Origin of the sequence: Lysinibacillus sp. FSL K6-0102 (assembly GCF_038003545.1) — a bacterium.
Lineage (GTDB): Bacteria > Bacillota > Bacilli > Bacillales_A > Planococcaceae > Lysinibacillus > Lysinibacillus capsici.
The window spans coordinates 4,777,416-4,800,340 of sequence record NZ_JBBOPH010000001.1 but is presented as its reverse complement, the minus strand read 5'-3'; the positions used below and the strand labels follow the sequence as shown (position 1 = coordinate 4,800,340).

At 36.0% G+C, this 22,925-nt stretch carries 25 protein-coding genes; 23 read left to right on the top strand and 2 right to left on the bottom strand.

Annotated elements, in window-relative coordinates:
• The first annotated feature begins 616 nt into the window (after nt 1–616).
• From rpmH to NYE73_RS24370, 11 genes are all read left to right on the top strand, one after another.
• Nucleotides 617–751, top strand: a complete 135-nt coding sequence (gene rpmH, locus NYE73_RS24420; protein WP_004233310.1) for a 50S ribosomal protein L34 — start codon at nt 617–619, stop codon at nt 749–751.
• A gap of 100 nt (nt 752–851) precedes the next feature.
• Nucleotides 852–1,196, top strand: a complete 345-nt coding sequence (gene rnpA / locus NYE73_RS24415) for a ribonuclease P protein component (protein ID WP_048395204.1) — start codon at nt 852–854, stop codon at nt 1,194–1,196.
• 373 nt (nt 1,197–1,569) lie between these two features.
• Nucleotides 1,570–2,340, top strand: a complete 771-nt coding sequence (yidC, locus tag NYE73_RS24410; protein WP_025115704.1) for a membrane protein insertase YidC — start codon at nt 1,570–1,572, stop codon at nt 2,338–2,340.
• A complete protein-coding gene (gene jag / locus NYE73_RS24405) occupies nt 2,337–3,137 on the top strand; it encodes an RNA-binding cell elongation regulator Jag/EloR (RefSeq protein WP_259951245.1) in 801 nt (266 codons plus the stop codon). The genes yidC and jag overlap by 4 nt, the downstream gene beginning before the upstream one ends.
• A 249-nt stretch (nt 3,138–3,386) precedes the next feature.
• On the top strand, nt 3,387–4,772 hold the full coding sequence (mnmE, locus tag NYE73_RS24400) for a tRNA uridine-5-carboxymethylaminomethyl(34) synthesis GTPase MnmE (RefSeq protein WP_328013115.1): 1,386 nt from the start codon (nt 3,387–3,389) through the stop codon (nt 4,770–4,772).
• Nucleotides 4,773–4,799: 27 nt separating this feature from the next.
• A complete protein-coding gene (mnmG, locus tag NYE73_RS24395) occupies nt 4,800–6,692 on the top strand; it encodes a tRNA uridine-5-carboxymethylaminomethyl(34) synthesis enzyme MnmG (protein WP_259951247.1) in 1,893 nt (630 codons plus the stop codon).
• Nucleotides 6,693–6,806: 114 nt separating this feature from the next.
• On the top strand, nt 6,807–7,523 hold the full coding sequence (gene rsmG / locus NYE73_RS24390; RefSeq protein ID WP_066038358.1) for a 16S rRNA (guanine(527)-N(7))-methyltransferase RsmG: 717 nt from the start codon (nt 6,807–6,809) through the stop codon (nt 7,521–7,523).
• A 179-nt stretch (nt 7,524–7,702) separates the two neighbouring features.
• Entirely contained in the window at nt 7,703–8,602 is a 900-nt protein-coding gene (gene noc / locus NYE73_RS24385) for a nucleoid occlusion protein (protein WP_259951248.1), read from the top strand.
• A gap of 223 nt (nt 8,603–8,825) precedes the next feature.
• Entirely contained in the window at nt 8,826–9,587 is a 762-nt protein-coding gene (locus tag NYE73_RS24380; protein WP_048395216.1) for a ParA family protein, read from the top strand.
• Nucleotides 9,580–10,428 (top strand): ParB/RepB/Spo0J family partition protein, encoded by an 849-nt coding sequence (locus NYE73_RS24375; RefSeq protein WP_066038357.1) that lies wholly within the window; start codon nt 9,580–9,582, stop codon nt 10,426–10,428. The genes NYE73_RS24380 and NYE73_RS24375 overlap by 8 nt, the downstream gene beginning before the upstream one ends.
• A gap of 78 nt (nt 10,429–10,506) precedes the next feature.
• A complete protein-coding gene (locus tag NYE73_RS24370) occupies nt 10,507–11,220 on the top strand; it encodes a DUF554 domain-containing protein (RefSeq protein ID WP_048395220.1) in 714 nt (237 codons plus the stop codon).
• Here NYE73_RS24370 and yyaC read toward each other — a convergent pair.
• Nucleotides 11,140–11,772 (bottom strand): spore protease YyaC, encoded by a 633-nt coding sequence (yyaC, locus tag NYE73_RS24365; protein WP_048395222.1) that lies wholly within the window; start codon nt 11,770–11,772, stop codon nt 11,140–11,142. The genes NYE73_RS24370 and yyaC overlap by 81 nt on opposite strands.
• 91 nt (nt 11,773–11,863) lie before the next feature.
• On the opposite strand from yyaC, the gene NYE73_RS24360 reads away from it, so the two are divergent.
• From NYE73_RS24360 to NYE73_RS24345, 4 genes are all read left to right on the top strand, one after another.
• On the top strand, nt 11,864–12,736 hold the full coding sequence (locus tag NYE73_RS24360) for a mechanosensitive ion channel family protein (RefSeq protein ID WP_048395224.1): 873 nt from the start codon (nt 11,864–11,866) through the stop codon (nt 12,734–12,736).
• A 1-nt stretch (nt 12,737) separates the two neighbouring features.
• Nucleotides 12,738–12,938, top strand: a complete 201-nt coding sequence (locus tag NYE73_RS24355) for a DUF951 domain-containing protein (protein ID WP_048395226.1) — start codon at nt 12,738–12,740, stop codon at nt 12,936–12,938.
• A 97-nt stretch (nt 12,939–13,035) separates the two neighbouring features.
• The gene (gene ychF, locus NYE73_RS24350; protein ID WP_259951249.1) at nt 13,036–14,136 is read left to right on the top strand and encodes a redox-regulated ATPase YchF; all 1,101 of its coding nucleotides are present in this window, start codon (nt 13,036–13,038) and stop codon (nt 14,134–14,136) included.
• Nucleotides 14,137–14,221: 85 nt separating this feature from the next.
• Entirely contained in the window at nt 14,222–15,262 is a 1,041-nt protein-coding gene (locus tag NYE73_RS24345) for an acyl-CoA dehydrogenase (RefSeq protein WP_259951250.1), read from the top strand.
• Nucleotides 15,263–15,329: 67 nt separating this feature from the next.
• Here NYE73_RS24345 and NYE73_RS24340 read toward each other — a convergent pair whose 3' ends face one another.
• Complete coding sequence (locus NYE73_RS24340; protein WP_103119041.1) at nt 15,330–15,899, bottom strand: DUF3267 domain-containing protein; 570 nt, start codon at nt 15,897–15,899, stop codon at nt 15,330–15,332.
• A gap of 176 nt (nt 15,900–16,075) precedes the next feature.
• Here NYE73_RS24340 and rpsF point away from each other — a divergent pair, with 176 nt between their 5' ends.
• The 8 genes from rpsF to rplI all read left to right on the top strand — a co-directional run bounded on the left by rpsF (nt 16,076) and on the right by rplI (nt 22,915).
• Nucleotides 16,076–16,363: a 30S ribosomal protein S6 gene (gene rpsF / locus NYE73_RS24335; protein WP_016992320.1), complete on the top strand. Its 288-nt coding sequence runs from the start codon at nt 16,076–16,078 to the stop codon at nt 16,361–16,363.
• Nucleotides 16,364–16,406: 43 nt separating this feature from the next.
• Nucleotides 16,407–16,973 (top strand): single-stranded DNA-binding protein, encoded by a 567-nt coding sequence (gene ssb / locus NYE73_RS24330; RefSeq protein WP_054548816.1) that lies wholly within the window; start codon nt 16,407–16,409, stop codon nt 16,971–16,973.
• Nucleotides 16,974–17,013: 40 nt separating this feature from the next.
• The gene (rpsR, locus tag NYE73_RS24325) at nt 17,014–17,250 is read left to right on the top strand and encodes a 30S ribosomal protein S18 (protein ID WP_012296211.1); all 237 of its coding nucleotides are present in this window, start codon (nt 17,014–17,016) and stop codon (nt 17,248–17,250) included.
• Nucleotides 17,251–17,840: 590 nt separating this feature from the next.
• Entirely contained in the window at nt 17,841–18,332 is a 492-nt protein-coding gene (locus tag NYE73_RS24320) for an RNA polymerase sigma factor (RefSeq protein ID WP_016992318.1), read from the top strand.
• The gene (locus tag NYE73_RS24315) at nt 18,332–19,081 is read left to right on the top strand and encodes a hypothetical protein (protein ID WP_259951251.1); all 750 of its coding nucleotides are present in this window, start codon (nt 18,332–18,334) and stop codon (nt 19,079–19,081) included. The genes NYE73_RS24320 and NYE73_RS24315 overlap by 1 nt, the downstream gene beginning before the upstream one ends.
• A gap of 462 nt (nt 19,082–19,543) precedes the next feature.
• Nucleotides 19,544–20,485, top strand: a complete 942-nt coding sequence (locus NYE73_RS24310) for a YybS family protein (protein ID WP_066038355.1) — start codon at nt 19,544–19,546, stop codon at nt 20,483–20,485.
• Nucleotides 20,486–20,498: 13 nt separating this feature from the next.
• On the top strand, nt 20,499–22,469 hold the full coding sequence (locus tag NYE73_RS24305) for a DHH family phosphoesterase (RefSeq protein ID WP_259951252.1): 1,971 nt from the start codon (nt 20,499–20,501) through the stop codon (nt 22,467–22,469).
• Complete coding sequence (gene rplI, locus NYE73_RS24300; protein ID WP_004233368.1) at nt 22,469–22,915, top strand: 50S ribosomal protein L9; 447 nt, start codon at nt 22,469–22,471, stop codon at nt 22,913–22,915. The genes NYE73_RS24305 and rplI overlap by 1 nt, the downstream gene beginning before the upstream one ends.
• Nucleotides 22,916–22,925 lie beyond the last annotated feature (10 nt).

Here is a 22,925-nt window from a genome sequence, read left to right as displayed (position 1 = left end):
GCTACTAATCTCCTTTACAGTGTTCAATACAAAAAAAAATCGCATTTATAGAATTGTAAATACGTTCATTTTATAACTCGTCCACATAATCACAAGTTGTGGATAAAAGTTAACCAAAGGCTGTGATGAAAATTATCCACAGCATATTAACAGTTGTGGATAATTAAAATGTTCGTTTTAGTTTTCAACAAAGTGAAGCACAGTAATCGTATCAGAAAAACAAAGCTATTTCAATAGTTTGTGAAACTTATCCACATAGCTTGCAGTTATGCACTTTATAGTTGTCCACAAGCACTGCTTATGTGAGAAACCTGTAGATAATTGTTGTGGATAAAAAATAATGCAAAAAATACTATACACAACTCTGTGTAAAAAAAACAAGTACTCTGTGGATAAATATTTTTATGTTAATGTAGAAAAAAATATTTCTAGTAGAGATCCAAACACTAGAAAAGTAGAGATCCAAACACTAGAAAAATTGAGAATAGAATAAATAGATAGTTCGACGGATTAAAAGAAATTTGTGAAATTCATTGACAAAATAACTAGATACTTTATATAATATTCGAGTCTGTATGTTGAAAAATTCAACTCATATCAGGAGGTGTCTATATAAATGAAACGTACTTACCAACCAAAAAAACGTAAGCACAGCAAAGTACACGGTTTCCGCGCACGTATGAGCACGAAAAACGGTCGCAAAGTTCTTGCTGCTCGTCGTCGTAAAGGAAGAAAAGTTTTATCAGCATAAAATAAGTCCACTGAGCCACATCAGTGGTCTTTTTTTTCTTTATTTTTGGTAAACCTAGAAATGAGGATCAAAAGATATTATCTAATAGCAGGTGAAAGAAATGAAAAAACGCCAACGAGTGAAGAAGAATGATGATTTTCAAAAGGTGTTTAAAAAAGGTAAATCTTTCGCTAATCGTCAGTTTGTTGTTTATTTTTTAGTAAAAGAGGGACAAACGGAATTTCGTGTAGGTTTATCAGTTAGTAAGAAGCTTGGGAATGCGGTAACACGCAACCAAGTAAAACGCTATATTCGACAAAGTATTCATGAATTAAAAGATGAGCTAAAGCCGAATATGGATTATGTTATTATCGCCAGACATCCGGCGGCCACTATGGATTTTCATGAAGTGAAACAAAGTTTGCAGCATGTACTACGAATCGCAAAGGTAATGAAAAAAGTGTAATGTATGCAACCAAGTGGTGAAATTACGCCTGTACTGTTAGCAATAGAATAAATAATATGTGATTTTGCATAAAATTATATGTAAGAGAATTATACACACGGGGGTATTTGTGGCGAGAGTTTTCGCTTAAAAATATGTAAAATTCACAACTTATCTTAGGAATAAGTGTGTGTAATTAGAATATTTAGTAGAGTGAATGTTATAGGCATGATAAAATAACTGATAACTTTATCTTCATCGAGGACTCTCAAAAGTGGACTGAATTAAAGATAAGGCTACTGACGTTAAACCGATTATGTGATAGGAAACTGTCGGTACAAAAAGAACCATATAGAATAAGAAAAAGTGAATAGTAATTGTAGGGGGAAGAAGGTTGAAAAAACAACATTGGGTAATTTTGTCACTAGTATCGGTAGCCTTACTACTTTCTGGTTGTACAGAATTCAATGAACCAATTTCCAAAGATAGCACAGGCTTCTGGAATGAATTCATTGTTTGGCCGTTGGTATCAGCAATAAAATACTTTGCTGATCTGCTAGGTACGTATGCATGGGGGATTATTGCCGTAACGATTATTATTCGTTTAGCAATTTTGCCATTGATGATCAAACAAACAAAGAGTTCTAAAAAGATGCAAGAAATTCAACCAAAATTGAAGGAACTGCAAAAGAAGTATGCTTCTAAGGATGCTCAGACACAACAACAATATCAGCAAGAAATGATGAAGTTAATGAGTGAATCTGGAGTAAATCCACTTGCAGGATGCTTACCAGTAATCATTCAAATGCCAATCTTAATTGGTTTCTATCATGCAATTAGCCGTATGAATGCAACATCAACATTTGATTTAGGGAATTTCTTTATCTTCCCGCTAGCAGATCCAGCACCTGCATTAGCTATTACAGCTGGCTTAATGCAATTTATCGTGTTACGTACAGGACCAGCAATGGATAATCCTCAAATGAAAATTATGATGTATATTATGCCATTCATGATTATTGGTTTTGGTATGGCCTTACCAGCTGCATTATCATTATACTGGGTAATCGGAAACATTATTTCGATTTTCCAAAACTTGTACATTTATAAACCTTGGAATAAAGATAAAACACAACCTGCTCAAAATGGAGGGGCTAAAAAGTGAAACAACTTACGCAAATAGGCGCAACAACACAAGAAGCGATCTCATTGGCGTTACAGAAACTTGGCAAAACCCGTGAACAAGTAGATGTTGAAGTTTTACAAGAAGGTAAAAAAGGATTTTTAGGTTTTGGTGCACGTTCTGCAGAGGTACGTGTAACAGTAAAAGAAGTTCAGGTTCCGACAATTGAAAGCGACAATGCGCAATTGCAGGTAGTAACTCAATTATATGAACCAATAGAATTAGATGATGTTGAAACACTAAGTTCACAAGTTTCTGAACAACCAAGTGAAATGGAAGAAGTTCAACAAGTCGTTAAAGAACAAGCTGAGGATGGAGACTCAGCAAATCCAATTGAAGAGGCAAAGGCTTATTTAAGTAATATCGCTGAACAATTGGCTATTCATGATCTTGAGATTGCTACGACACGCGAAGGGAAATATGTATTATTTCAACTAAAAAGTGAGAAAGCTGCCCTGCTTATAGGGAAACGAGGTCAAACATTAAATTCCTTACAGCAATTAACACAACTCGTATTAAATAAAAGCGCAAAGCAGTTCTTAATGGTGAAACTAGATGTAGAAAACTATCGCGAGCGTCGACAAGTAGCTTTAGAATTACTTGCGGATCGAATGGCGGATAAGGCATTACGCTTAAATCAACGTGTGGCATTTGAACCAATGCCGTCTTACGAACGAAAGATAATTCATAATCAATTAGCAAACCGTCTAGATCTTGAAACGTATTCAGAAGGTACGGAGCCTAATCGTTATTTAGTAATAGAACCCGTAAAAAAATAATTAGACTGTTTCACATAATCATACAGACAATATATTTTGAAAGGTCATTTTATCTTTTAGATAAAATGACCTTTTTTAATGAAACGTAGCAAATTTTGTCGAAAATATGATTAGCGAAAAATTGATTTTATCCACATTTGGAAATGATCCTTACTTTAGATTTTGCTGAAAATATGTTAGTCTAAGGTGTTAGTAAGTATTGGTCGGTTTTGATTATCCACATGTGGATAACGTTGAGGAGGTCATTAAATGGAGTTCGATACAATTGCTGCGATATCCACACCGATGGGTGAAGGTGCCATAGCCATCGTTCGTTTAAGTGGAGACGAGGCTGTGACGATTGCAGACAAAATATTCAAATCACCCGGGGGAAAAAGTTTAACAACCAAAGATTCGCACACTATTCATTATGGACATTTAGTCGATCCTAAAACTAATGAGGTAGTAGAGGAAGTAATGCTATCGCTGATGCGTGGGCCAAAAACATTCACACGTGAGGATGTAGTTGAAATAAACTGTCATGGTGGATTAGTTTCAGTCAAACGCGTGTTGCAACTTGCTTTAACAAATGGAGCAAGGTTAGCTGAGCCAGGTGAATTCACAAAACGTGCCTTTTTAAACGGACGTATTGATTTATCACAGGCTGAAGCAGTAATGGATTTGATAAGAGCTAAAACAGATCGTGCGATGAATGTGGCTCTGGGTCAAATGGATGGAAAATTATCGAGACTTATTGGTGATTTGCGCCAAGCTTTACTAGAGACATTAGCCCAAGTAGAGGTTAATATAGATTATCCAGAGTATGATGATGTAGAAGAAATGACTGTACCTGTATTAGTAGAGAAATGTACATGGGTAAAAAATGAAATTATAAAACTTTTGCAAACATCTTCTCAAGGAAAAATTTTACGCGAGGGATTATCAACAGTTATTTTAGGTCGTCCGAATGTAGGGAAATCTTCACTTTTAAATAGCTTAGTACAAGAAAATAAGGCCATAGTGACAGATATTGCAGGGACTACTCGTGATATTATAGAGGAGTACGTCAATGTCCGAGGTGTTCCACTTCGTTTAGTGGATACAGCGGGTATTCGGGAAACAGAAGATATTGTGGAACGAATTGGAGTAGAACGCTCACGGGAAGCTCTTCGTGGAGCTGATTTAATTCTGTTTGTATTAAACTATGCAGATGAATTAACTGCTGAGGATGAGCGTCTATTCGAAACAATTGAAGCGATGGATTACATCGTTATTGTCAATAAAACAGATTTACCGCAAAAAATTGATTTGGCTCGTGTCAAAGAATTAGCTGGTGACCATCGCATTGTAACAACTTCTCTGCTACAAGAGGAAGGTATTACAGAGCTAGAAGAAGCCATTGCTGCACTATTCTTTGAGGGACAAATCGAAGCGGGCGATTTAACATATGTTTCAAACGCAAGACACATTGCCCTTCTACACCAAGCACAAGCAACGGTAGAAGATGCAATAGCAGCTGCACAGAACGGTGTACCAGTTGATATGGTACAAATTGATGTAACAAGAACATGGGAAATACTTGGCGAAATCATTGGTGATACTGTTCAAGAAAGCCTCATCAATCAACTATTTTCTCAGTTCTGTTTAGGAAAATAATTTTCAGAAAGAAAGGAAGGTACGAGCATGCCAACAAAATATGAGGCAGGCACGTTTGATGTGATTGTGATTGGTGCTGGTCATGCAGGTTCAGAAGCTGCACATGCCGCAGCTAAAATGGGTGCTAACACATTAATGCTAACAATCAATTTAGATATGATTGCATTTATGCCATGTAATCCATCTATTGGTGGTCCTGCCAAAGGAATTGTCGTACGTGAGATTGACGCTTTAGGAGGCGTCATGGGGAAAGTGATAGATAAAACGCATATTCAAATGCGAATGTTGAATACAGGGAAAGGCCCAGCTGTACGTGCATTGCGCGCACAAGCGGACAAAGTTTTGTATCAGCAAGAAATGAAACGAGTATTAGAAGAAACACCAAACTTAACAATCCATCAAGGGATGGTTGAAGAGTTAATTATTGAGGATGGGGAAGTAAAAGGGGTCATTACACAAATTGGTGCCGTTTATCGTGCTAAAACAGTTGTCGTGACTACAGGTACTTTCCTACGTGGTGAAATCATTATTGGTGATATTAAATATTCAAGTGGTCCTAATAACCAACAACCGTCAATTCGCTTAGCTGATAATTTAAAAGAGCTAGGTTTTGATCTAGTTCGATTTAAAACAGGTACACCACCACGTGTGAATAATCGAACAATAGATTATGACAAAACAGAGATTCAACCAGGTGATGATGTTCCACGTGCATTTAGTTTTGAAACGACTGAATTCATCATGGATCAGCTACCTTGCTGGTTAACATATACAAGCCCTGAAACTCATGAAATTATTGAAGCAAATTTACATCTTTCACCGATGTATTCAGGGATGATTAAAGGGACAGGTCCACGTTATTGCCCATCTATTGAAGATAAAGTTGTACGTTTTAATGATAAGCCAAGACACCAAATCTTCTTAGAGCCAGAAGGCCGCAATACACGTGAGGTTTATGTTCAAGGTTTGTCAACAAGCCTACCAGAGCATGTTCAAACACGTTTACTAAAATCTATACCTGGCTTAGAGAATGCGGAAATGATGCGCGCTGGTTATGCTATTGAATACGATTCAATTGTGCCAACACAACTATGGCCAACTTTAGAAACAAAACGTATTAAAGGCTTATATACAGCGGGTCAAATCAACGGCACATCTGGCTATGAAGAAGCTGCCGCGCAAGGCTTAATGGCGGGCATGAATGCTGCTGCTAATGTACTAGGTAAAGACGAATTAATTTTGAGCCGTTCGGATGCTTATATTGGCGTTTTGATCGATGACCTAGTGACAAAAGGAACAAATGAGCCATATCGTTTATTAACATCTCGTGCAGAATATCGTTTACTATTACGTCATGATAATGCAGATCTACGATTAGTAGAGTTAGCTTACAATATGGGGATGATTCCACAAGAAAGATATGCTAGTTTCAATGAGAAAAAAGAGCTGATTGAAAATGAAATTGCACGTCTTCGTGAAGTCATTATTAAGCCAAATGAAGCGACACAATCTGTTATTCGTTCTGTTGGTGGTAGTGAATTAAAAGACGGTATACGTGGTGCAGACTTATTAAAACGCCCTGAAATGCATTATGAGTTAATCTCTTCTTTAATTCCGGCAGAAATCGAATTGGCTAATGAAGTGAAAGAACAAATTGAAATCCAGCTTAAATATGAAGGCTATATCGAAAAAGCATTGCAACAGGTAGAGAAACTACACAAAATGGAAAACAAAAAAATTCCTGAGAATATTGATTACGATGCTATTTCAGGTTTAGCAACAGAAGCGCGTCAAAAATTAAAACAAGTTACACCTCTATCTATTGCGCAAGCCTCTCGTATTTCTGGTGTTAATCCAGCTGATATTTCAATTCTGCTTGTTTATATTGAACAAGGTAAAATTGCGAAAGTAAGCAGCTGATCATCAACAACAGTAAAGTGAATAAGAGGCGGGCATACCATTGTGCCCGCTTCCTATTTTTAAAGCTATACTATTAGTTGAGTTGTATAGCTAGATCAACAAAGGAGACTTTACATGAACGAACAACAATTTATTGAGGCTCTGAAAGAGAAAGGTATCGAACTTTCTGATATACAGATTGCTCAATTTAAAAAGTATTTTGAATTACTTGTTGAGTGGAATGAAAAGATGAATTTAACTGCCATTACAGATTTAGAAGGCGTGTATTTAAAGCATTTCTTCGATTCGATTAGTCCTTCATTTTACTTTGATTTTTCAAAAGTCATAACTGTTTGTGATGTTGGGGCAGGAGCTGGTTTCCCAAGTATCCCAATTAAAATCTGTTTCCCACATTTACAAGTTACAATTGTCGACTCCTTAAATAAAAGAATTACCTTTTTAAATCATTTAAGTGATGAGTTACAATTAGAGAATATGCATTTTGTACATGCTCGAGCGGAAGAGTTTGGCCAAAATTTAAAATACCGTGAACAATTTGATGTAGTAACTGCACGTGCTGTAGCTCGTTTATCCGTTCTAGCAGAGTTATGTGTACCTTTAGCGAAACAAGATGGATATTTTGTTGCTTTAAAAGCCGCAGCTGGGGCAGAAGAACTAAAGGATGCTAAAAAAGCTTTAACAACATTGGGTGTTAAACTGAGAGAGGAATTTTCTTTCAAGCTACCTGTTGAAGAAAGTGAACGCATTTTATATATATTTGATAAAATAAAAGGAACACCGAAAAAATATCCGCGTAAGCCAGGTGTACCAAATAAAACACCGATTCAATAATTAGTGTTTCATGTGAAACTTCTCAAAGTGGAAAATATTTTTTCTGTTTTGAGCATACATACTAGTTATGGATGGTTCACGCAAAAGACATCTATGAACTATATACATTTAAAGAAATATAATAAATAATAATAGAATGACACAGAGCAAGATAGTTACTTAAAGGTGGTGCCACTTGGATGAAAAGTCCTTTTTCACGTTTTTTTGGAGGCGGAAGTAAAACAGAGCCTATTGTGAAAAATGAAGTAGAACAAGCAGAGGCGGTTCATGCAGCGGAAGAAGTCATAAAGTTGCCTATTGATCAAATTGTACCTAACCGTTTTCAGCCACGTACTATTTTTGATGATGAAAAAATTGAAGAATTATCAAGAACCATTCATACACATGGTGTGATTCAGCCAATTGTTGTACGTAAAACATCAGACAATCAATATGAAATTATCGCTGGTGAGCGTCGTTATCGAGCGATGAAAAAGCTACAATGGACAGAAGTCCCTGCTATTGTACGTAATTTAACTGATAAGGAAACAGCATCTATTGCGTTAATAGAGAACTTGCAGCGTGAGGAGTTAACTGCTATTGAAGAAGCGGTAGCCTATCAAAAATTATTAGAGCTTCATGAGCTAACACAGGAAGCTCTTGCCCAAAGACTTGGAAAAGGACAATCCACTGTAGCCAACAAATTACGTTTATTAAGGCTGCCAGATGAAGTACAGCAAGCTATTTTGAAGCGAAAAATATCTGAACGACATGCACGTGCATTAATTGCTATTAAAGATCAACCATCGCAACTAGAAATTTTGCAGCTAGCAATTGAAAATGATTGGAATGTGCGACAGTTAGAGGAGCAAATCCAGGCTATATTACATCCTGTAGCTGATGAGCAGGAAGAATCAATTCCAAAGAAAGCTAAACCGAAACGTAAAGCTATAAGTAAAGATGTACGTATTGCTTTGAATACCATCAAACAGTCTTTAACGATGGTAACGAAAAGTGGGATTACGGTGAAAACTGAAGAAGAAGATACAGAAGAATACTATCAAATTACAGTGAAGATACCTAAAAAGAAAAAAGTGTAATAAATTATTTTAGAAAAATAATTTATGATCAAATTTATCACTGTACAGGGGAGATATCTCAGAAGATTAATAGAGATATCTCCTTTTTTGTATTTATTCTTAATATTTTATACAACTCTCTTCAAATTTTTTGATAGAATGAAAGTTAGATAGCGGATTAAATAGTGATTTTACAAATGATTTGTCAAAGTAAACTTTGATAGATGAAAGCAGGTGCTTTTAAATGGGTAGAATTATAGCAATCGCCAATCAAAAGGGTGGCGTAGGTAAAACAACAACTTCGGTCAATTTGAGCGCTTGCCTAGCATACTTAGGTAAGAAAGTGCTTTTAATTGATACTGATCCGCAGGGGAATACAACAAGTGGACTTGGTATTAATAAAGGAGAAATACAGGGTTGTATTTATGATGTGCTCATTGATGATGAAGATGTTCAAAATGTCATTCAAAAAACAAATGTTGAAAATTTATCTATCGTGCCAGCAACAATCTCACTTGCAGGTGCAGAAATTGAATTGGTTTCGACTATTTCCAGAGAAGTACGTTTAAAACATGCTTTACAAAATGTGAAAGAGGATTTCGATTATATAATTATTGACTGTCCACCATCTTTAGGGCTTTTAACAATCAATGCGTTAACAGCTTCAGATGCGCTTATTATTCCTGTACAATGTGAATATTATGCATTGGAAGGGTTAAGTCAATTACTATCAACAGTTCGCCTCGTTCAAAAGCATTTGAATCAACAACTTTACATCGATGGCGTTTTATTAACAATGCTAGATGCACGCACAAACTTAGGCTTACAAGTTATTGAGGAAGTGAAAAAATATTTCCAAGATAAAGTATATAAAACAATAATCCCCCGTAATGTGCGATTAAGTGAGGCACCAAGTCATGGTCAACCAATCATCACTTATGATGCAAAATCTAGAGGTGCAGAAGTTTATTTAGAGATGGCGAGGGAAGTGATTAAAAATGGCTAAAGGTTTAGGAAAGGGTATTGGGGCATTATTTCCAGGAGAGTCTTTAGAACACAGTGGTCAAGTGGAAGAAATCCAATTAGATTTAATTGTTGCGAACCCATTTCAGCCACGTAAAATTTTCGATCAAGAAAGTTTACAAGAATTAGCTGATTCTATTAAAGAACATGGAATTTTACAGCCAATTGCTGTGCGTAAAAAAGCACGCAAGTTTGAAATTGTTGCGGGAGAGCGTCGTTACAGAGCTTGTCTATTAGCTGGCCTCGAGGTTATTCCTGTCATTATAAAAGAGCTATCAGATGCACAAATGATGGAGCTTGCTATTTTAGAAAACCTCCAACGTGAGGATTTAACTGTTATTGAAGAAGCAGAAGCCTATCAGAGTTTAATGGAAAACTTACATTTAACTCAGGAAGAGTTATCGAAGCGATTAGGAAAAAGTAGACCACATATTGCCAATCACGTTCGACTACTGGCATTACCAGAAGATGTACGTAAATTGATGAATGATGGAACTCTATCGATGGGGCAGGGACGGGCATTACTCGGCTTAAAAAATAAAAGAAGAATATCAGAAGTGGCTAATAAGGTAATAAATCTAGGATTGAACGTACGTCAAGTTGAATTATTAGTGCAAAACTTAAATGAAGAAGTTTCACGTGAAACAATCCCTCCTAAGAAAAAAGATATCTTTGTAACTGCAAAGGAGTCACAATTACGAGACTACTTTGGAACAAATGTTCAAATAAAGAAAACAAGCAATAAAGGGAAAATAGAAATTGAATTTTATTCTGAAGATGATTTAGAACGAATATTGGAAATATTAAACATACAGGAAGAATAAAATAATATTTCTATAACTTAATCAGAGCGCCAAGCAAATAGGCGCTCTCTATTTTTTAGAGAGAAAGAAGGCTTAAGTGTGGTATTACTAGGGGCATTAATAAATGCTGTGTTAATTATAGTAGGAGCATTAGTAGGGCGCATTTTTAAAAATCTCCCTGAATCTATGAAATCTACGGTTCTTTCTATTATTGGTTTAGCCGTCACATTATTAGGGATAAAAATGGGCTTTGAAAGTGATAATTTTATTATATTGGTAGTAAGTTTAGTGGTAGGTACAGTAATAGGTGAGTGGTTAGATTTAGATAAACAAATGAATCGTCTAGGTAAATGGGTAGAGAGTTTATTTCGTACAAAACGGGATGACCAAAATCAAATTAGCATAGCAGAGGGCTTTGTAACTGCCTCACTAATTTTTGTTGTAGGATCAATGGCTGTTATAGGTGCTCTTGATAGTGGTCTTCGTAATGATCATAATGTACTCATTACTAAAGGATTAATAGATGGATTTACATCCATTATTCTAGCCTCGACATTAGGTATAGGTGTAATGCTATCCGCTGTACCTGTCTTTGTTTATCAAGGATTAATAGCTCTTTTTGCAGGTGTTATAAGTTCCTTTATCCCTGATGCCGCACTACAAATGTTCATTACAGAAATGACGGCTGTTGGCGGGGTTATGATTATGGCAATAGGGTTAAACATTGCAGGCTTAGCTAAGATCAAAGCTGCTAACTTGCTTCCAGGTATCGTCATTGTTGGTATTATGGTGGCTATCTTCTACATTTTTTAGTGAATAACGATGAGCAGCCAGTAATAATGCTCTTGATAGCTTTTCAGCCATTGCATAAGAAATATGAAGTCTGGTATTTTGTAAAACAAGCATTTCCATAAAGCCTCCAATATTGACGATTCCTTTCACGGAAATGTCTCCAATTGGGGGTAATTCTTTTTTTACAGCTTTTCCAGGGAAAATGGGTCCACTTTGAACTGAAATATGACCAACATTTTGCTCACTGCCGAGACAGGCATCAATCGCAATAATGAATGGTTTTGTAGTATGATTGTGTAGCTGTTGCATTGTAGAATCTAGGTTTAGAGCATGTAAAGGGTCTTCTAAGGAACCAACAATTTCATAAGGAAAGCTAACAGATTTTTTTAAAAAGCTACCAGTTAATGGACCAAGTGTATCACCCGTACATCGGTCACTGCCAATACAACAAAAAATTAGTCTTTCATGATGAAACGGTATATGTTCTAAAAATAATGTACTTAATTGCCAAACAGCATTTTTACTCTCATGATGAAGGGAATAAGGTAGTAACAAATTTGGTATAGTATTCATAAAAAAACTCACTTTCTTTTTATTTTTAGAAGTGCTCAATTTTTATGCAGTATACGCAAATTTTTAGCAAGTTATTCAAGAGGTGGTAATGATGGAAAAGAATAAAAAGTTAATGGAAAAATACTGGGACAAGCTCACATCTGAGGATCTTTGGGAAAAGGTTATTGATGCATCTATAGAAATTTTGCTCATTCTATTAGTATCGTGGATCGCTGTAAGATTAGGTAAAAAATTTATTAAAAAGGTGTTTTTAATCCGTATGCGTTCACCATTGAGCCACTCAGAGCGACGCCAACGAACAATTTCAAGATTATTACAAAGCGTGATTTCCTATGTCGTTTATTTCTCTGCAATCATTGGTATACTTTCTTCCTTAAATATAAAGGTAGCAGGTTTATTAGCGGGTGCAGGAATTGTTGGTTTAGCAATAGGTTTTGGTGCTCAAAGCTTAGTAAAGGATGTTATTACTGGATTCTTTATTATTTTTGAAGACCAGTTTGGTGTAGGCGATTATATAAAAATAAATGCTGCAGAAGGTACAGTTGTAGAAATTGGCTTACGTACAACAAAAATTAATGGTGCTACTGGTGAACAGTTCATCATTCCCAATGGTGCCATAGGCGAAGTCGTCAATTATTCTGTTAACAACTCCAAAATTTTTATAGATTTACAAATGGCCACGGATGCTGATTTTGAGAAAGCAGAAGGGGTTATTAATAAGTATTTAGAGACATTGCCTAAGATGCATAAAGAATTAATTGCAGCTCCGGTATTTCTAGGTGTGCAAAATGTGAAAGGGACAGAAGTAACCATTCGTATAGCTGCTGAAACATTACCGCAGCAACAATATGGAGTAGCACGTACCATACGCCGCGATATTACGAAACTCTTTGAAGAAAATAATATACCAATGGTCTATCCAAAAATGATGTTCTATGGCAAAGATGAGGGGAGAAGTGTGTAAGATGGAGGCAAAAAAATTTGGTTTAAACGATATTGTTGAAATGAAAAAACAACATCCATGCGGTACTAATAAATGGAAAATTATTCGTATGGGGGCGGATGTACGTATCAAATGCGAAGGATGTCAGCATAGTGTCATGATTCCACGTCGTGAATTTGAGAAAAAAATGAAAAAGGTTTTATTTTCTGCGGAAGAGTCGTAACATCAGGCATATTAGACTTTTTCTGGGTGAATCAATATAATAGATAAGGTTATAAGAGAGAAAATTTGAACTGAGTATAGAAAGGTTGTGTCCATCCATGGCATTAACAGCTGGAATCGTTGGTTTACCTAACGTTGGAAAATCAACATTATTTAACGCAATAACAAAAGCGGGCGCATTGGCTGCAAACTATCCATTCGCAACGATCGATCCAAACGTTGGTATAGTTGAAGTACCTGATGCACGTTTAGATAAATTAACAGAATTAGTGGTACCGAAAAAAACTGTGCCAACTGCATTTGAATTTACAGATATCGCTGGGATTGTTAAAGGTGCTTCCAAGGGGGAAGGATTAGGAAATAAGTTCCTAGCTCATATTCGTGAAGTAGACGCAATTTGTCAGGTAGTACGTTGTTTTGTAGACGAAAACATTACTCACGTTTCTGGTGCAGTAGATCCAATTGACGATATTGAAGTTATTAATCTAGAGCTTGCACTAGCTGACTTAGAATCTGTGGATAAACGTTTACAACGAGTTAGCAAAATGGCGAAACAAAAAGATAAAGAGGCTATGATAGAGGAGCCAGTGCTTCTAAAAATAAAAGAGCAACTAGAAAACGGTAAACCAGCTAGAGCAGCTGAGCTATCAGATGATGAAATAAAGGTAATTAAAGGTCTTCATCTGCTAACAATTAAACCAATGCTTTATGTAGCAAACGTTTCAGAAGATGAAGTAGCAGATGCAGACAACAACGAGTATGTGAAAAAAGTACGTGAGTATGCATCCGCTGAAGGTGCACAGGTCATTACTATTTGTGCAAAAATCGAAGAAGAAATTTCTGAGTTAGATGATGAAGAAAAAGCTATGTTCTTAGAAGAATTAGGAATTAAAGAATCTGGTTTAGATCAACTAATTCGTACTTCTTATGACTTATTAGGACTAGCTACTTACTTCACTGCAGGTGTACAAGAGGTACGTGCCTGGACGTTCCGTAAAGGAATGAAGGCACCTCAATGTGCAGGTATTATTCATACTGACTTTGAGCGTGGCTTTATTCGTGCAGAAACAGTGGCATATGATGATCTTCTTGAGGCAGGTTCGCAAGCAGCGGCTAAGGAAGCTGGTAAAGTACGTCTTGAAGGTAAAGAATATGAAGTACAAGATGGCGATATTATGTTATTCCGCTTTAATGTATAAAAAACTTACAAGGGCAATCTAAAATGGTTGCCCTTTTTCGATTGCTTAGTTATCAGAATTTTTAATGTATGGAGGCGACTTATGAATGAATCCTGTGCAAATTAAGGAACGTGGTTTAGAGTTTGAGCAACTGGGGATGCTACCACAAGATGTCTTAGATTATATTTATGAACAACGATTATTCAAGTTGTTCACTCCAAGAGAATTAGGTGGTATGGATTTAAATTTAGTAGAAGGTGTAAAGATATTTCAACAGATGTCTGCACTTGATGGCAATTTTGGATGGCTCATTACTATTGGTACAGGTGGAAACGCATTTATTCCAACATTCAGTAAGGAAATTTGTGAAAAAATCTATTCTCCTAAAGAAGCAGTTATAGCAGGTAGTGGATATCCAACAGGGATAGCTGTAAAAACAATTGGAGGCTATTATGTAACAGGGCAATGGAAGTATTGTAGTGGTGCTAATTATGCATCAACATTTACGATGAATTGTTTAATTGAAGAAGATGGTATCAAAACCGAAAAAATTATTAGCTGCTCAGTAAATCCACATGATGTAGAAATTTTGAATGATTGGTCTGCAATGGGTTTAAAGGCAACAGCTAGTCATACAATCCGTGTAAACAATGTTTGGGTACCACAGGAAGCTACTTTTCAATTAGGGGTCATCAGAAATGATTATGGCAATTCAGTACATAGCTTTCCATTTACCACTTTTGCAGAGGCTTCTTTTTTAGGCGTTTGTCTTGGGATGACAGAGAATTTTTTAGAAGAAGCTTTTGCTTTAATGAAGCAACGAAATCATGATGGAAGCAGAACTGAACGAATTGGAGCCTTCCAATTTTTATGGATGCAGCAGCATAAACGTTTCAAGCAATGCGAGGAACAGTTTTATGCAACATTATCTGTCTTTTGGCAACAGCATCAAAAAGGTGAACAATTAACGGAAGAGGAATTATCACAATTTACTCAATTGGCTAAGGATATTGCTGCTGCTTGCTTAGAGATAGCGAATAATTTAATACGCAGTCTCGGTATGGATGCTATTACAGAAACATCTACGATTAACCGTATTTGGAGAAATTTATATACAGCAGCCCAGCATGGATTTTTAACTCCTTAAAGTATAAATAGAATCTGTAGTTGTTCATTTCTAATCTACAGATTCTATTTAATTATGTAGTCTTATTTTAATGATGATCCTTTTCCTGCAATAAATAAACATACAGCTTTGGTAATTTAGGATCATCCTGTACGATAGCATTACGTGGATATTTGCGTAGCTCTTTATACATGGCAAAATCGCCTACAGCTCCAGCTATTAACACCGCCCCTATCAATATTAAAACAGTACTGTTAAGATAAAACCCAACAATGGTTGGAAGTACCCCAGTCGTCCAGAATGGCAGTAATAAAGCTTTTTTCATAGCATGGTTGGGGAGAGGTTGCTCAGTAGTTGCATAGGCAATACCTTGCTCTAAATTTATGCCATATTTTAAAGCTTTAAAGGGAACTCTGCCAAAAATCATAAAGCCAATTAAATGAAAAGCCTCGTGTAGGATAATAAAAATTATATACAGCACAACAAATAGTGCTGTGCCACCAATCATCTTCCAAAAAGAAAAATGGAAATCTTTAAAGCAAATATATTGAATGGCAATAAATAATATGACAAGACCACTTGTAATCACAAAATTGTCGATCATTAACTTCTTTAAATCTAATTCAATAACGATAGGCTCCTTATCGTTGGTTAACATGAAGGCACTCCTTTCATAGATAATGAAATATACTGCCATTATATAACGAATTATTAGTTTGTGACTTGAAAGACATGTACCTATATGTTACAATTCATTGATGTGAGTAATAATTAATTACTTGCTCCTTGCTCCCTTAATTAGGAGAGCCTAAGTCCATAAGGAGGTGTAAACAGATGAGAAAATACGAATTAATGTACATCGTACGTCCGAACATTGAAGACGAAGCGAAGAAAGCTTTAGTTGAACGTTTCAACGAAATGTTAACTTCTAACGGTGCAGAAGTCATCGAATCAAAAGAGTGGGGCAAACGCCGCTTAGCTTATGAAATTCAAGACTTCCGCGAAGGTTACTACCAAATCGTAAAAGTAAACGCTACTTCAGATGCAATCAACGAGTATACACGTCTTGCTAACATCAGCGAAGACATCATTCGCCACATTGCAGTTCGCGAAGAAGCTTAATAATTAATTTTTTACAAAACGCTGAAAAGGAGGTTGTATTCTGATGATTAACCGTGTCGTATTAGTTGGAAGACTAACAAAAGATCCTGAGCTACGTTATACACCGAATGGAGTTGCGTCTACAAGATTTACAGTAGCTGTAAACCGTGCATTCTCAAATCAACAAGGTGAACGCGAAGCTGATTTCATTAGCTGTGTTGCTTGGCGTAAACAGGCTGAAAACCTAGCGAACTTCATGCGAAAAGGAAGTTTAATTGGGGTAGAAGGTCGTATCCAGACAGGCAGTTATGAAGGACAAGATGGTAAGCGAGTATACACAACAGATGTCGTGGCGGATAGCGTACAGTTTTTAGAACCCCGTAATGGTAGCGGTGCTCCTGCTCCTCAATATGGTGGACAAACTTACGGTAATAACCAACCGTCATATGGCGGTGGTCAACCACAACAACAGTTTAGTGGCGCTATGCCAGGGCAGGGTTCCTATGGCGGCGATTCGTATCAGCAAAATCAACCACCTATGAATCAGCCGAATTATACACGTGTAGATGAGGATCCATTTGCGAATAGCAAAGGGCCAATAGAAGTATCTGAGGATGATCTTCCATTCTAATGCTTCTAAATGATAAAAAAAGATAAGGAGGAGACACACTATGGCACCACGTCGCGGAGGCCGCAAACGCCGTAAAGTTTGCTACTTCACTGCTAATAACATTACGCATATCGACTATAAAGATGTAGATTTATTAAAAAAATTCATCTCTGAGCGCGGTAAAATTTTACCACGTCGCGTAACTGGCACTAGCGCTAAGTACCAACGTAAATTAACTTCAGCTATCAAAGTATCTCGTATCATGGGATTACTTCCATTCGTAGCAGAAGATAAATAAAATTTATTTATTAATAAAAGCACAACAAGGTTTTCATAACCTTTGTGGTGCTTTTTTTTATTTATACTGTTTTCTCAAATATTGTTGCTATAAAGGAAAAAAAGCGAGAAATTTGAAACTAATATTGTTGGGGAAGTAAATCTATCTTTAGCAGGAGATGATTATCCAGATGACTCAATCTCTCCTTTCGGTTTCTATCTTTATAAGGACGTGGATATCCCTTCTCCTCAAACTTATTCAACTCACAGCAATGTACCAGCAACCTATTATTATGAAGCATTCAGTGGATCATATCTGCTTGGGTTGAATAAATTATCAAATGTAAAATTATTTCAAGCTCACCTATTCGGTGGGCTTGTTTTATTTAAGAGAACGATAGATATAGCAAAGGATCAACGATAGGTACCTAAAATGACATTCTAATTACACAATATAATAAGATTAGATTCGGATAGAAGACTATTGGAAAATATTTTTCCAATTTTTATGCATCGATTAGTTTTTAGGTAAGATTATTTTCTAAAATTATTATATTTAAAATGTCACCAAATGGTAACTTCATGTGTGTTATAAGTGAAAGGAGTTGATGGATGTTGCAACAATTAGTTTGGTCGAACGAACTAGATATAGAACGAATTGTTGATAAATATGGAAATATGCTTTTTAGAATGTGTCTTGTTATTCTATGCAATGAGAATGATGCAGAGGATGTCGTACAAGACACTTTTATTACCTATCTAACTAAATCTCCACCATTTAACGATTCAGAACATGAGAAAGCATGGTTGATTACTATTGCTACAAATCGCTGCAAGAATATGAGAAGGTACAATATTATTCGTAAACATATGGATATCAATGATTTACAACTATATTGTAAGGATGATGAAAACTATGGTTTAATTGAACATCTTATGAGATTGCCAAATAAACATAAGATTGTCTTGTTACTTTATTATGTAGAGGGCTATAAAGTAGATGAAATAGCAAAAATACTTGGCATTACTACTTCAGCAGTTAAAAAGCGATTACAACGTGGAAGAGAGCTTATTCGAGAAAAATATCGAAAGGAGAATGAATGATGAACTTTGATAAGATTAAAGAAGCTGTTAATACTATTGAAATGCCAAAAACTATGAAAAATCGTGTGAAAAAGAATTGCAATATTATAGAAAAGAAAAATTTTAAAAGGCGGATTTCTGTAGCTTGTGCATTTGGATTCCTATTGTTAATTATGATAGGTATTCCGTTTTTCGATAATAATGGAAACTTTCAAGTCGCAAATTTTACAATCACAGCTTATGCATTGAGTGATGATGGGAATCAGCCAAATACCAAACTTTCATCAGATAAAGCTACTTTTGAATTATCAACTGAAGCTAGAGGTAGTACAACTGATATAACTGGAGATGTAGGTAATTTAATCTTTACAAAGCTTATGCTAAATATAAGTGGAGAACATATCGACTCAGTCACTTATACCATTAGCAAAGGCAAGTTTATAGAGGATGTTACACTTACAGCTAAAGAATATGCAGACAAAGACTGGTTATTATCAGAAAAGATATTTATGATTGGAAGTTCGCCTGGTTCAGATATATACAACGGTACAAAGGAAATTGGAAATACCTATACAGTTGAGTATAATGAACAGGATAAATATCAATATTCAATTGCAATTCCTCATGATGGCAATTTGGTAATAGATGACGACATAATAATCAAAGTCATTATAAAATATACAGATGGAAGCTCTGAACAACAAGATATTGCTGTAACTCAAGAATCAAATTCTTTAAAATCAAATTCTATTTCATTAAAGCTTAATTAAAATAATCGAGATGTAATACTACTGTACAAAGAATTAAGTTAACTGGAGAAAAGAAGAACTAGTAGAAAAATCTACAGTGTAGATTAGAAACCAAACATTGACGAGGAAACTTATTACTCTTGGTAGTATTGTTGGGTACGGAGTTTATGTTGAATTTAGTTAAATTAGTTAGTGTCATGGGATTACTTCCATTCGTAGCAGATGATAAATAAGATTGATGACGTTAAGGTAACTGACCTTACATCAATTTTAACTACCAGCATATTACGATATTCGTATCGGGTATGCTGGTTTTTTGTTATGGTTAAAAGGAAAATTATCAACTAGTTAGGTAAAAGTTCGAATTAAAATTGAAAAAATAATGACAATGTACATAGTGATCTAAGTGATTTTTGTTCAATACTATGAAAAAATGGTACAATAAAGGGTAGTAAGTTTGACTGAAAAAAAGGAAGGTTTTCAATGCCGAATAATCAAACAAAAGCGCTTGTACAAGGCTCAATGATGGTTGCACTTTTTACAATTTTGATGCTAATTTCTGCATATGTACCATTCATCTTTATAGTAGCTTTATTATTCGCTCCACTACCGATTGCTTGGTATAGCGCAAATTACAAGCGTTCCACATCAATACTCGTAGCAATAGTAGGCTGTATCCTAACCACTATAACGAGTGGAATATCCATGCTGCCATTTGCCTTTATTTTAGGGCTAGTAGGTGTCGTTATGGGTAACGCCATTTATTTGAAGAAGAGTAAGCTTTATTTATTTATGTCAACGGGGATTGCTAATCTCCTTTCGATGGCAATTGTTTATGTTGCTTATGTAAAGCTTTCAGGGATTGACTTCATAAGCATGAGTTTAGAGATGGCACGTAAAAATTATGAGCAATCTAATGAATTTGCGAAGAATGTAACAGGCCAAGTAGCCATTAATCCAGAGCAGCTTGAGGCAATGTTTAAAACAATTGAACTGACTATGCCTGCAACGATAACAATCTCAGCATTTTTTGCTGCATTTATTATCATTACAGTCAATTTACCAGCTCTAAAACGACTAGGGGTAGATGTTCCAAAATTTGCTCCATTCCAAAATATGAGATTACCACGCTCTATTTTATGGTATTACATGATTGTTTTATGTATTAATTTATTCATGCGTCCTGAGGCTGGCTCTACGCTAGATATTATTGTATTAAATGTTTCTTATATTTTATGGTTGTTACTGATTTTACAAGGAATATCTTTTATCCATTATTTTATCTCTAAAAAGGGGATGCCAAATGGAGTTAAATGGGTAGCAACTTTATTAGCAATTCCATTATCATCCTTTATGATCTTACTCGGTATTGTTGATTTAGGTTTTGACGTACGTTCACTTGTAAAGGGGAAGACTAAAGAATAAGGGGCTGATTGTAATGGGGACATTTAGAAAACGACCAATTCGCTATCCGCTTTTTGTTCTTTCCATATTTGGAACTGTGACGTTCGTGCTTCTATGTATTTGGAATATCGGGATAGGCATCGGTTATGGTGTAGGTTTTGTTTTACTGATGGCCTACACATGGAAAGTAGAGAAGATAGCTTTTGAGGTAACAGAAAAGCACATTGAATCTATCTCCTTCCGTATGAAAAAAGTAGGGGAAGAGGCACTGCTTGAAATGCCAATTGGGATACTGCTGGTTAATGAGCAGTATGAAATCGAATGGTCTAATCCATATATGCAAGGCATTTTAAATATGGAATCATTAGTTGGAGAAGGTATTGTAAATATATCTGATGACATCTATGTATTAATGAAGACCGAGGAGACTAATGAGGCGACGATTACACTACGTGATCGGAAATATCGTGTTTATTATAAAAAAGAGGAACGACTACTGTATTTCTTTGATATAACTGAACAGATTGCCATTGAAAAGCAATACTATGCAGACCGTACAGTAATCGCTATATTGTTTGTCGATAATTACGATGAAATCACGCAAGCCATGGACGATCAACCACGTAGTTTAACCAACACAATGGTTACTTCAATTGTCAATGAATGGGCTGCAGAGCATGGTGTATTTGTCAAACGAATATCATCAGATCGTTTCTTAGCAGTATTAAATGAATCCATTTTAACGGAGCTAGAAAAGAAAAAATTTGCTATATTAGATACCATTCGAGAAAAAACAGCTCAAAAGAATTTATCATTAACATTAAGTATTGGTGTAGGAGCTGGATCATCCTCATTAGTGGAGCTTGGTGAGTTGGCACAGTCCAGTCTTGATCTTGTATTAGGACGGGGTGGAGACCAAGTGGCGATAAAGCAACCTACTGGAAAACTTAAATTCTATGGTGGAAAAACAAATCCAGTCGAAAAACGTACACGTGTTAGAGCGCGCGTTATTTCACATGCATTACGCGATTTAATTCAAGACAGTGACCAAGTGTTTGTTATGGGACATAAAAATCCTGACATGGACTCCATTGGTGCTTCTGTAGGTGTACGTAAAATGGCACAAATGAATGATGTAAAGGGCTATGTCATTATCAATTTTGATGAATTAAATGGTAGCGTTACACGATTAATGAATGAAATAGAGAGTAAATCAGATTTCTATGAAAATTTCCTTACACCAGAGGAAGCCGCTGGTAAAATGACTGAGAAATCGTTGCTCGTTATTGTTGATACACATAAGCCTAATTTAGTAATTGATGCACACCTATTGAAATTAGCTGAAAAGGTGGTTGTAATCGACCATCATCGTCGAAGTGAGGACTTTATTGAAAATCCTACACTCGTTTATATGGAGCCATATGCGTCGTCCACAGCAGAGCTAGTGACAGAGTTACTAGAATATCAGCCGAAACGTGCAAAAATTAATATGCTAGAAGCTACTGCATTACTAGCGGGTATTATCGTTGATACCAAAAGCTTTACACTTCGAACAGGAGCACGTACATTTGAAGCAGCTTCTTACTTACGAACAAATGGTGCCGATACAGTATTGGTCCAACGTCTCTTGAAGGAGGACGTGGACACATATATAGAGCGCTCCAAAATTGTGCAAACAGTTAAGTTCGTAAAACCAGGAGTAGCTGTTGCTGTAGGTGAGGAATCAAAAGTGTATGACTCTGTCTTAATTGCGCAAACAGCCGATATTTTACTAACGATGAAGGATGTTAGTGCATCCTTTGTCATTGCACATCGGGCAGATGGCAAAATTGGTATAAGTGCACGATCACTTGGCGAGGTCAATGTACAGCTAATTATGGAGAGGCTTGGCGGCGGTGGACATTTAACGAATGCTGCCTGCCAAATAGATGCTAAATCCATCGATGGTGTGAAAAAACATTTAGAAGAGGCCATAAATGAGGTCTTTGAAGGGAGTTCTGACTAATGAAAGTAGTATTTTTAAAAGACGTTAAAGGAAAAGGAAAAAAAGGTGAAATTAAAAACGTAGCTGATGGCTATGCACAAAATTTCTTAATCAAGAATGGCTATGCAGCGGAAGCAAATGCGCAAGCTTTAAGCCAAATAGAGGGGCAAAAGAAATTAGAGGCCAAAAATGCTGCTGCCGAATTAGCTGAAGCACAAGCATTAAAGGAAAAAGTAGAAGCACTAACAGTTGAGCTAAAAGCAAAATCAGGTGATGGTGGCCGCTTATTTGGCTCAGTATCTACAAAGCAAATTGCTGATGCATTACAAAAAGTGCACGGCATTAAAATTGACAAACGTAAAATGACTTTACCTGATGGGATTCGTTCACTTGGCTTTACAAATGTTCCTGTAAAACTACATCATGAAGTATCAGCAACGTTAAAAGTACATGTAACGGAAGAATAAGGAGCGACAA

Coding starts and splice junctions, on each gene's coding strand:
- NYE73_RS24360 (WP_048395224.1), top strand. CDS start 11,864: ATGGAAAAGAATAAAAAGTTAATGGAAAAATACTGGGACAAGCTCACA.
- rpmH (WP_004233310.1), top strand. CDS start 617: ATGAAACGTACTTACCAACCAAAAAAACGTAAGCACAGCAAAGTACAC.
- NYE73_RS24305 (WP_259951252.1), top strand. CDS start 20,499: ATGGGGACATTTAGAAAACGACCAATTCGCTATCCGCTTTTTGTTCTT.
- rnpA (WP_048395204.1), top strand. CDS start 852: ATGAAAAAACGCCAACGAGTGAAGAAGAATGATGATTTTCAAAAGGTG.
- rplI (WP_004233368.1), top strand. CDS start 22,469: ATGAAAGTAGTATTTTTAAAAGACGTTAAAGGAAAAGGAAAAAAAGGT.
- NYE73_RS24380 (WP_048395216.1), top strand. CDS start 8,826: ATGGGTAGAATTATAGCAATCGCCAATCAAAAGGGTGGCGTAGGTAAA.
- mnmG (WP_259951247.1), top strand. CDS start 4,800: ATGCCAACAAAATATGAGGCAGGCACGTTTGATGTGATTGTGATTGGT.
- mnmE (WP_328013115.1), top strand. CDS start 3,387: ATGGAGTTCGATACAATTGCTGCGATATCCACACCGATGGGTGAAGGT.
- ssb (WP_054548816.1), top strand. CDS start 16,407: ATGATTAACCGTGTCGTATTAGTTGGAAGACTAACAAAAGATCCTGAG.
- noc (WP_259951248.1), top strand. CDS start 7,703: ATGAAAAGTCCTTTTTCACGTTTTTTTGGAGGCGGAAGTAAAACAGAG.
- rpsR (WP_012296211.1), top strand. CDS start 17,014: ATGGCACCACGTCGCGGAGGCCGCAAACGCCGTAAAGTTTGCTACTTC.
- rpsF (WP_016992320.1), top strand. CDS start 16,076: ATGAGAAAATACGAATTAATGTACATCGTACGTCCGAACATTGAAGAC.
- NYE73_RS24315 (WP_259951251.1), top strand. CDS start 18,332: ATGAACTTTGATAAGATTAAAGAAGCTGTTAATACTATTGAAATGCCA.
- NYE73_RS24320 (WP_016992318.1), top strand. CDS start 17,841: ATGTTGCAACAATTAGTTTGGTCGAACGAACTAGATATAGAACGAATT.
- NYE73_RS24340 (WP_103119041.1), bottom strand. CDS start 15,899: ATGTTAACCAACGATAAGGAGCCTATCGTTATTGAATTAGATTTAAAG.
- yyaC (WP_048395222.1), bottom strand. CDS start 11,772: ATGAATACTATACCAAATTTGTTACTACCTTATTCCCTTCATCATGAG.
- rsmG (WP_066038358.1), top strand. CDS start 6,807: ATGAACGAACAACAATTTATTGAGGCTCTGAAAGAGAAAGGTATCGAA.
- NYE73_RS24355 (WP_048395226.1), top strand. CDS start 12,738: ATGGAGGCAAAAAAATTTGGTTTAAACGATATTGTTGAAATGAAAAAA.
- NYE73_RS24375 (WP_066038357.1), top strand. CDS start 9,580: ATGGCTAAAGGTTTAGGAAAGGGTATTGGGGCATTATTTCCAGGAGAG.
- NYE73_RS24345 (WP_259951250.1), top strand. CDS start 14,222: ATGAATCCTGTGCAAATTAAGGAACGTGGTTTAGAGTTTGAGCAACTG.
- ychF (WP_259951249.1), top strand. CDS start 13,036: ATGGCATTAACAGCTGGAATCGTTGGTTTACCTAACGTTGGAAAATCA.
- NYE73_RS24310 (WP_066038355.1), top strand. CDS start 19,544: ATGCCGAATAATCAAACAAAAGCGCTTGTACAAGGCTCAATGATGGTT.